The organism is Terriglobales bacterium, from assembly GCA_035543055.1.
Classification (GTDB): Bacteria; Acidobacteriota; Terriglobia; order Terriglobales; family Acidobacteriaceae; genus JAIQFD01.
This window is the reverse complement of the sequence record DATKKJ010000152.1, coordinates 1-7,508: the sequence shown is the minus strand read 5'-3', so window position 1 is coordinate 7,508 and position 7,508 is coordinate 1. Positions and strand designations below refer to the sequence as shown.

The 7,508-nt window shown below is 66.0% G+C and carries 7 protein-coding genes; 6 read left to right on the top strand and 1 reads right to left on the bottom strand.

The genetic code is table 11. From position 1 onward, the window contains the following. The 6 genes from VMS96_10450 to VMS96_10425 all read left to right on the top strand — a co-directional run. Nucleotides 1–1,109: DUF58 domain-containing protein (locus VMS96_10450; protein ID HVP43843.1), on the top strand; the 1,109-nt coding region annotated here is incomplete at its 5' end. 105 nt (nt 1,110–1,214) lie between these two features. Continuing rightward, complete coding sequence (locus VMS96_10445) at nt 1,215–2,174, top strand: hypothetical protein (protein HVP43842.1); 960 nt, start codon at nt 1,215–1,217, stop codon at nt 2,172–2,174. Between the two features lie 78 nt (nt 2,175–2,252). After that, nucleotides 2,253–2,678, top strand: a complete 426-nt coding sequence (locus VMS96_10440; protein ID HVP43841.1) for a CBS domain-containing protein — start codon at nt 2,253–2,255, stop codon at nt 2,676–2,678. Between the two features lie 126 nt (nt 2,679–2,804). Beyond that, entirely contained in the window at nt 2,805–4,238 is a 1,434-nt protein-coding gene (locus VMS96_10435; protein HVP43840.1) for an FAD-linked oxidase C-terminal domain-containing protein, read from the top strand. Further along, nucleotides 4,235–5,566 (top strand): FAD-binding oxidoreductase, encoded by a 1,332-nt coding sequence (locus VMS96_10430; protein ID HVP43839.1) that lies wholly within the window; start codon nt 4,235–4,237, stop codon nt 5,564–5,566. Before VMS96_10435 ends, VMS96_10430 begins: the two co-directional genes overlap by 4 nt. Beyond that, nucleotides 5,563–6,876 carry a heterodisulfide reductase-related iron-sulfur binding cluster gene (locus tag VMS96_10425; GenBank protein HVP43838.1) on the top strand — a complete coding sequence of 438 codons (1,314 nt, stop codon included), beginning with the start codon at nt 5,563–5,565 and terminating at the stop codon, nt 6,874–6,876. Before VMS96_10430 ends, VMS96_10425 begins: the two co-directional genes overlap by 4 nt. Here VMS96_10425 and VMS96_10420 read toward each other — a convergent pair. Continuing rightward, complete coding sequence (locus VMS96_10420; protein ID HVP43837.1) at nt 6,873–7,256, bottom strand: ACT domain-containing protein; 384 nt, start codon at nt 7,254–7,256, stop codon at nt 6,873–6,875. The genes VMS96_10425 and VMS96_10420 overlap by 4 nt on opposite strands. Nucleotides 7,257–7,508 lie beyond the last annotated feature (252 nt).

Genomic DNA, 7,508 nt, shown 5'->3' with positions numbered 1-7,508 from the left:
TGGTGCTGGTGATCGGCGTCGCCGCCTTGAATACCGGGAACAACCTGCTGTTCATCATCGTCTCCGCCATGCTGGCTGCCATCCTGGTCTCCGGGGTCGCTTCGGCCGGGGTGCTGCGCTCCCTGGGACTGGACGCTTCCGTGCCCGAGCATCTTTTTGCCGGAAGCAACGTCACGGCGCGGCTGACCTTGCGCAATACCCGCCGTCGATTGCCTTCCTTCTCGGTCAGCGTCGTGCCCCCAAAGCAGCAGGGCGAACGGCACTGGCGCTGGCGGCGGTCGGTCTTTGCCTTTCCGCCGAATCGCCCGCCTGAGCGACAATGGGTCCGCTGGCCCGACCTGTGGCTGCAACTGGTGACCCTCACCCCGCCGGAGTCCTCCATCTTCACGGGATCGGTGTACTTTCCGTTCCTGCCGGCTAAGTCCGCCATCACCGCCGATGTCCAGCTCAAGTTCGACCGCCGGGGCCGGTACCGGCAGGACGGGTTCGGCGTCTCGACCCGATTTCCCTTCGCCTTCCTCACCAAGACCCGCCGGATCCCGCTCACCCGCGAGGTGATCGTCTACCCGTCGGTCGAGCCCACGGACGAGTTCTTTGAAGTCCTGCCCATGATCACCGGCGAATTCGAGGCCTTCGTGCGCGGGCGGGGCCACGACCTGTACCGTATCCGCGATCACATGCCCGAGGACTCCGCTCGCCACGTGGATTGGAAGGCGACCGCGAAGTCGCGGACGCTGAAGGTGCGCGAGTTCACCCGCGAGGACGAGCGCAAGCTGCGCATCGTCTTCGACAATCCCAGCCCGGGGGTCGTGCCGGAGAGAGCCTTCGAGTCCGCGGTCGCACTGGCCGCTTCGCTGGCCTGGCATTTCAACGCCGAGCCCACCGACCTTTCCTTCGCGGCCCCCGGTCTGGCCCACAGCGACGTGTACGCGTTCCTCCTCTACCTGGCGCTGGTGCAGCCGGAGGAAGGGCGCTCCGTGCTCGACGACCTGCAAGTCACCGACGACTACAACGTGGTCATCACCGCGCGGCCGCGCGGCAGCATCCCCACCCGCTTGTGGTCTTCGTCGTATTTCATCTTCATGGAGCGTGGCGGCTCGCCGGAGTGAAGCGGCGAATGCGTGCTCTTGTACTATGCCGCTTCTCCGGAGTACGATGCGCCCCAGTAGGTCTTCCATTCCAGGGATGTGAATGCCAAGACTCAGGAGTTCCCCATGAAACGGTATGGATGTCTCATCGCCGTCAGCCTGCTGGTGGTTCTCAGCGCGACTGCCCAGACCAAGAAATCTTCATACACTCCTTCTCCCACCATCCCTGCCGGAACCGTGCTGCAGGTGCGGGTGATTGATAATCTCTCCAGCGGCAAGTCCACGGCGGGACAGATTTTTCACGGGACTTTGTCGGAGCCGGTCGTGGTCAATGGCAAGACCCTCTACGCTAAGGGAGCCGACGTCGCCGGCAAGGTCGTCAGCGCGAAAGGCTCCGGGCGCCTCAGTGACCCTGGCGTCCTGGTCCTGGCCCTCACCTCGGTGTCGGACGCCAGCCACACTACGAATCTGAAGACGGAGCCCTTTGAGATCAAGGGCCAATCGCATACCAAGAGCAACGTCACCAAGATCGGTGGGGGAGCCGCCGCGGGCGCGATCATTGGCGCCATCGCGGGCGGCGGCAAAGGGGCGGCCATCGGAGCCGGCGTAGGCGCCGCGGCCGGCACCGGCGTGGCGGCGGCCACGGGCAAGAAGGAAGCGATCGTCGAGTCGGAAGCCATCCTGGCTTGGACGGTCACCAGTTCCACGGCGGGAACCGCGGCCACCACTTCCGCCCAGGCAGCGGCTTCCAGGAACTCAATGAGGGAGTTCAATGAGACGGCTGCTGTCCCCACTGGCTTCAGCTCGGCCGACCGGCGTGCCATCCAGAGCTGCTTCATCGAACACGCCTCCGAGCTGCCGCCCGGGCTGGCCAAGCGGGAGAGCCTGCCCCCCGGACTGGAGCGCCAACTGGAGAAGGGCGGAACGTTGCCTCCGGGCCTGCAGAAGAAGGTGCAACCGATGCCCCAGGTCTGCGAGAACAGCCTTCCCGCTCTCCCCAAAGGCTTCAGCCGGGTGGTGTACGGGAACCAGGTCATGCTGGTCGATCCGCAGAACAAGATCCTGGATTCTTTCGGACTGAACTGATCAGGAGGGAGCGGCTTTTGTCCGGAGCCGCTCCACTTCTGTCAGTATCACAATTGCAAGCGCGTCAGGAGGGAACTCGTGGCCAAGGTCAAAGACCTCATCAAGAACCGCCAGACCTATACCGTGCAGGACAACGTGACTGTGCTCGAAGTAGCCAAGTTCCTGGTCGAGCACAACATCGGCGCCGTGCCCGTCCTGCACGACAAGAAGCTGGTCGGCATCTTCTCCGAGCGCGACATCATGAAGCGCGTGGTCGCCGAGGGCCGCGATCCCCGCACTACCAAGGTTTCCGACATCATGACCAAGGATCCGGCCACGGTCACGCCGGAGAGCACCGTCGAGGAGTGCATGGTGCTGATGCGCGACCACAACTGCCGCCACCTCCCCATCTGCCAGGACAACGCTCTCTGGGGGCTGATTTCGCTGCGTGACGTCCTGGCCCACGAAGTCCAGGAAAAAGAAGAGGAAGCGCGCCACCTCAAGGCGTACATCCACTCCTCGTAGCCGCTGGTCGATAACATCCCGAACGAAGTGAGGGGCCCTATTGCTACCCCGAAATGTGTCATGAGGGAGGGCTCCCTCGCTCTGCTCGGGATGTAGCAAAAAAGAATAGAATGGCGCATTCCACCCATGCGCCTCTCGGCTATCGCCAGACAGCTTCGCAAGACCCTCGGCCGTGACGCCGTCCTCGACCGCCCGGAAGACCTCATGCTCTACGAGTACGACGCTGGGGTGGCGAAGGCCACGCCCGGCCTGGTCGTCTTCCCGCAGACCACTGAACACGTCGTCGCAGTGGTGAAGGCGGCGCGCGAGGCCCAGGTCTCGATCGTGCCCCGGGGCGCGGGCACCGGGCTGAGCGGAGGCTCCATCTCGCGCGACTGTGGCATCGTCATGGTCTTCTCGCGGATGAACCGCATCCTCGAGCTCGACCTGATGAACCTGCGGGCCGTGGTGCAACCCGGTGTGGTGAACCTCGACCTGAGCGCGGCGGTCAACCCCGAAGGCTTCTACTTCGCGCCCGATCCCTCCAGCCAGCGGGCCTGCACCATCGGCGGCAACGTAGCCGCCAACTCCGGCGGGCCGCACACCCTCGCTTATGGCGTGACTGTGAATCACGTGACCGGGATGGAGGTAGTGCTGGCCGACGGCCATGTCGCCCGTCTGGGCGGCAAAGCCGCCGATTCCGCCGGATACGATCTCACCGGCTTCTTTGTCGGCACCGAAGGCACGCTGGGCATCGTCACCGCAGTTACGGTCAAGCTAAGCCGCATCTCCGAAGCGGTTTCGACCATGCTTGCCATCTTCAACACCGTGGACGACGCCGCCAACACCGTGGTGGCGCTCACCGCCGGGGGTATCACTCCCACCGCGCTCGAGATGCTGGATGGCTGGACGCTGCGCACGGTCGAAGAAGCCACCCACGCCGGCTATCCGATGGATTCCGGCGCCGTGCTGTTGATCGAGGTGGAAGGGCTGCGCGAGTCCATCCCCGAGCAGCAGGCCGCGGTCACTGAGATCTGCCGCCGGCAGAACGCCCGCGAGGTCCGCATCGCCCGCAACGAAACGGAGCGGCAACTGCTCTGGGCGGGACGCAAGAACGCCTTCGCCGCCATCGGACGGCTCGCCAATTCTTATTACACCCAGGACGGCGTGGTGCCTCGTACCCGGATCCCCGCCACCCTGCGCTACATCGACGAGGTCGGGAAGAAGTACGGCGTCCACATCGGCAACGTCTTCCACGCCGGCGACGGCAACCTGCACCCCGTCATCCTCTACGACCTGCGCGACCCCGAGCAGGTGGAGCAGGTGCACCGCATCAGCCAGGAGATCTTGCAGTGGTGCGTCGAACTCGGCGGCTCCATCACCGGCGAGCACGGCGTCGGCCTGGAGAAGCAGAACATGATGCCGATGATGTTCTCGCCCGACGAGCTCGAGGTCATGGAGCGCCTGCGCCGGGCCATCAATCCCAGCGCCGTGCTGAATCCCGGGAAGATCCTGCCCACCACGCTGGGCTGCGGCGAGATCAACGTCGCCCGCGCCAGGCCGAGGGGAGCGCACCCGTGAGCTCGGCCACGCCTGTCGCCACCATGCGCACGGAGCTCACTGCTCTGGTCGGCGATGGGCGTGTATTCGACGACCCGGCGGAGCTGTCCACGTCCTCGGTGGACGGCGTGCTGCCGGCGGCGGTGGTCGCGCCCGGATCGGTTGAGGAAGTCGCCGCCGTCCTGAGTCTGGCCTCCGCTCGCGGGTGGGCGACCGTTCCCGCAGGAGCGTTTCACCAACAGGGGGTCGGCTTCACTCCCGAGCGCGTGGACTTGGTGCTCAGGACGGACCGTCTGCAGGGAATCGAGCACTACGACCCCGGCGATCTCACCGTCGGCATGGCTGCCGGGACCCGCTTGGGAGCGATCTTCTGTGCCCTGGGCGAGCATCACCAGCTTCTCCCGCTGGACCCGCCCCAGGCGTCCGAGCACACCATCGGCGGGGCCATGGCTGCCGCCTCGTCCGGCCCCCTCAAGCACGGGTACGGCGGACTGCGCGAGTCCTGCATCGGCATCAAGTTCGTGACCGGCGACGGCAAGGTCGGTCGCGGTGGCGGGCGGGTGGTGAAGAACGTGGCCGGCTACGACCTGATGAAGCTCATGATCGGCAGCTGGGGGACGCTGGGCGTGATCGTGGGCGCGAGCTTCAAGGTGTTTCCGCGGCCGCGCCAGACCCGTACCTACGTCTGCGACTTCCTGCTCAGCGGCGGCGCCATCCAGTTCCGCGATCGCCTGATGCGGTCACCGCTCCCCTTCATGGCTGCCGACCTGCTTTCGCCACGGGCCTCCGAGTACGTTCCCGGGATGCAGTCGCAGAACTGGCGGCTGCTGCTGCGTGCCGCCGGCAGCGATGCGGTACTGGCCCGCTACCGCAACGAACTCGGTCACTACATCGTCGGCGATTTCGAGGGCGCCGAGGAAGAGAAGTTGTGGGGCGCCGTCTCGGATTTCTCCGAGACCGTGCGGAAGCGCCACCACAACGCCATGGTCCTCAGCCTGAGTGTCCCGCCGGAATCTCTGGGGGCCGCGCTGGCCGCCGCCGACCGTGCCGGGATCGAGAACAACTTCCTGCCCGCCCTGCTGGGCCGCTGCATGGCCGGGTCGCTGGTGCTGGCCTTCATCCCCCTGGCCGTCGATCCACCCGCGGCCGTGCAGTATGTGAATGCCGCCTCCGCATTACGGGCCGGCCTCACGCGTGACAGCTCCGCCGTCGTGGTTCGCTGCCCCATCGAAGCCAAACGCCACTTCAGTGTCTGGGGTGACACCCCGACCGATCTCGGACTGATGCGCACCATCAAGCAGGCGCTCGATCCGGCCGGCATCCTCAATCGCGGGAGGTTCATGCTTTGAGTGCGCCCGCGGTGGACCGCCCCCAGACAGCCGAGAAGCATTCCCAGTTCACCTCGCCGGACCGTCCTACCTGGGAGCTGTACTCGCAGTGCATCCATTGCGGGCTGTGCCTGAACCACTGCCCGACCTACCGCCTCCTGGGCACCGAGATGGATTCTCCCCGCGGCCGCATCTACCAGGTCCTGCTCGCCGATGAGGGCCGCCTAGCCATCGGCGATTCCTTCGTCACCCACCTCGATCGCTGCCTGGGCTGCCGCGCCTGCGAGACCGCCTGTCCCTCGGGCGTCCACTACGGGCTCATCCTTGAACGCGCCCGTACCGAGATCGAACGCAACTATCGGCGCCCGTGGCTGTCGAGGGTCCTCCGCGACTATTTCTACACCCGGTTGCTGCGCAACAACGGCAAGCTTTCGCGCGCCGCCAAGCTGCTGCGCTTCTACCAGCGTTCCGGATTGCAGAAGCTGGCGCGCACCAGCGGCGCGCTGAAGTTGCTCGGCCTGGACGAGATCGAGCGCCTGGCCCCGCGCATCGACGACGATTTCTTCTTCAGCGAGTTCGGCATGCTGTTCCCGGCCATCGGGGAGCGCCGCGGGCGGGTCGCGCTGCTCGCCGGATGCATCGCCAGCGTCGCCTTCTCCGAGCTGAACCGCGCGACCATCCGTGTCCTCAACCAGAACGGGGTCGAGGTCCATGTCCCCAAGGGACAGCGCTGCTGCGGCGCGCTCCAGGCGCACGGCGGCTATCTGGACGAGGCGCGCTACAACGCCCGCCGCAACCTCGATATCTTCCTGGCCGGCGATTTCGACGCCATCGTCACCAACGCGGCCGGCTGCGGCGCCACCCTCAAGGAGTACGCCGACCTGCTCGCGGAAGACTCAGCCTACGCCGCCAAGGCCCGGGAGTTTGTCACCAAGACAAAGGACGTCACCGAGTACCTGGCTGCCATCGGCCTGCGGTCGCCCCGCTTCAAGCTGGACAAGAGAGTCACCTACCAGGATCCGTGCCACCTGGCGCACGGGCAGAGGATCCGCAGCGCACCGCGCGAGCTCTTGGAGGCGGCCGGGGCGGAATTGATCGAGATGCGGCATCCCGACTGGTGCTGCGGCAGCGCCGGCACCTACAACGTGGAGCAGCCGGAGCTGGCGTCGCAGGTGCTGGCGGTCAAGATGGACGATGTCGCGGAGACGCGCGCCGAAGTCATCGCCACCGCCAACGTCGGCTGCATGCTGCAGCTCCGCGCGGGAGTCGCGCAGCGCAAGCTGCCGATGGAAGTGAAGCACGTGATCGAGCTGCTCGATAAGGTGTACTAGACCAGCTTCTCCGCCTTGGCGACGTCCGACACCCCGAGCACGATCAGCGCCCGGTTCTCGCCTTTGACGATCGAGCCGTAGGCGTACTCGATGTTCACCCCGGCATCGCCCAGCTTGCGCGTCACTTTTCCCAGGGCGCCAGGCCGGTCGCTGAGCCGCACCGCGATCCCTTCCTCTTCCTTGTAGCGGATGCCCATGCCATCGAGCACGCGCCGCGCGGTGGGCAGAGGCGTGGCTAGCAGGCGGATGCCGCCCGGCTGGTCGTGCGCCGCCATGATGGCCGTGATGTTGACCGCGACCTTCGCCAGTTCCGAACAGATGCGCGCCAGCGTCCCCGGCTTGTGCTCCGCCAGCACCAGCAACTGCGTCACTCGTGCCATGGTCCCTCCCAGGTGGGCAGGAAGTCTGCGGCAGGCGCAGTGAAAGAGTCAACGAAATTCAGCGCCGTGAAGGAACGCGGATCTAAGACTTTGTCGTTTCCCGCAGCGCCTTGGTCAGCTCATCGGCGCCGTAGATCGGAGGGCGGCAGGTGGAGCCGGAACAGATGACGGCCAGCGGTTTCCCCTCGTTCACGCCGGGGACGTTGGGCAGTGTCTCCGCCAACGTCGGCGGCAGGTTGGCTGCCACGACTT

Coding starts and splice junctions, on each gene's coding strand:
- VMS96_10445 (HVP43842.1), top strand. CDS start 1,215: ATGAAACGGTATGGATGTCTCATCGCCGTCAGCCTGCTGGTGGTTCTC.
- VMS96_10435 (HVP43840.1), top strand. CDS start 2,805: ATGCGCCTCTCGGCTATCGCCAGACAGCTTCGCAAGACCCTCGGCCGT.
- VMS96_10420 (HVP43837.1), bottom strand. CDS start 7,256: ATGGCACGAGTGACGCAGTTGCTGGTGCTGGCGGAGCACAAGCCGGGG.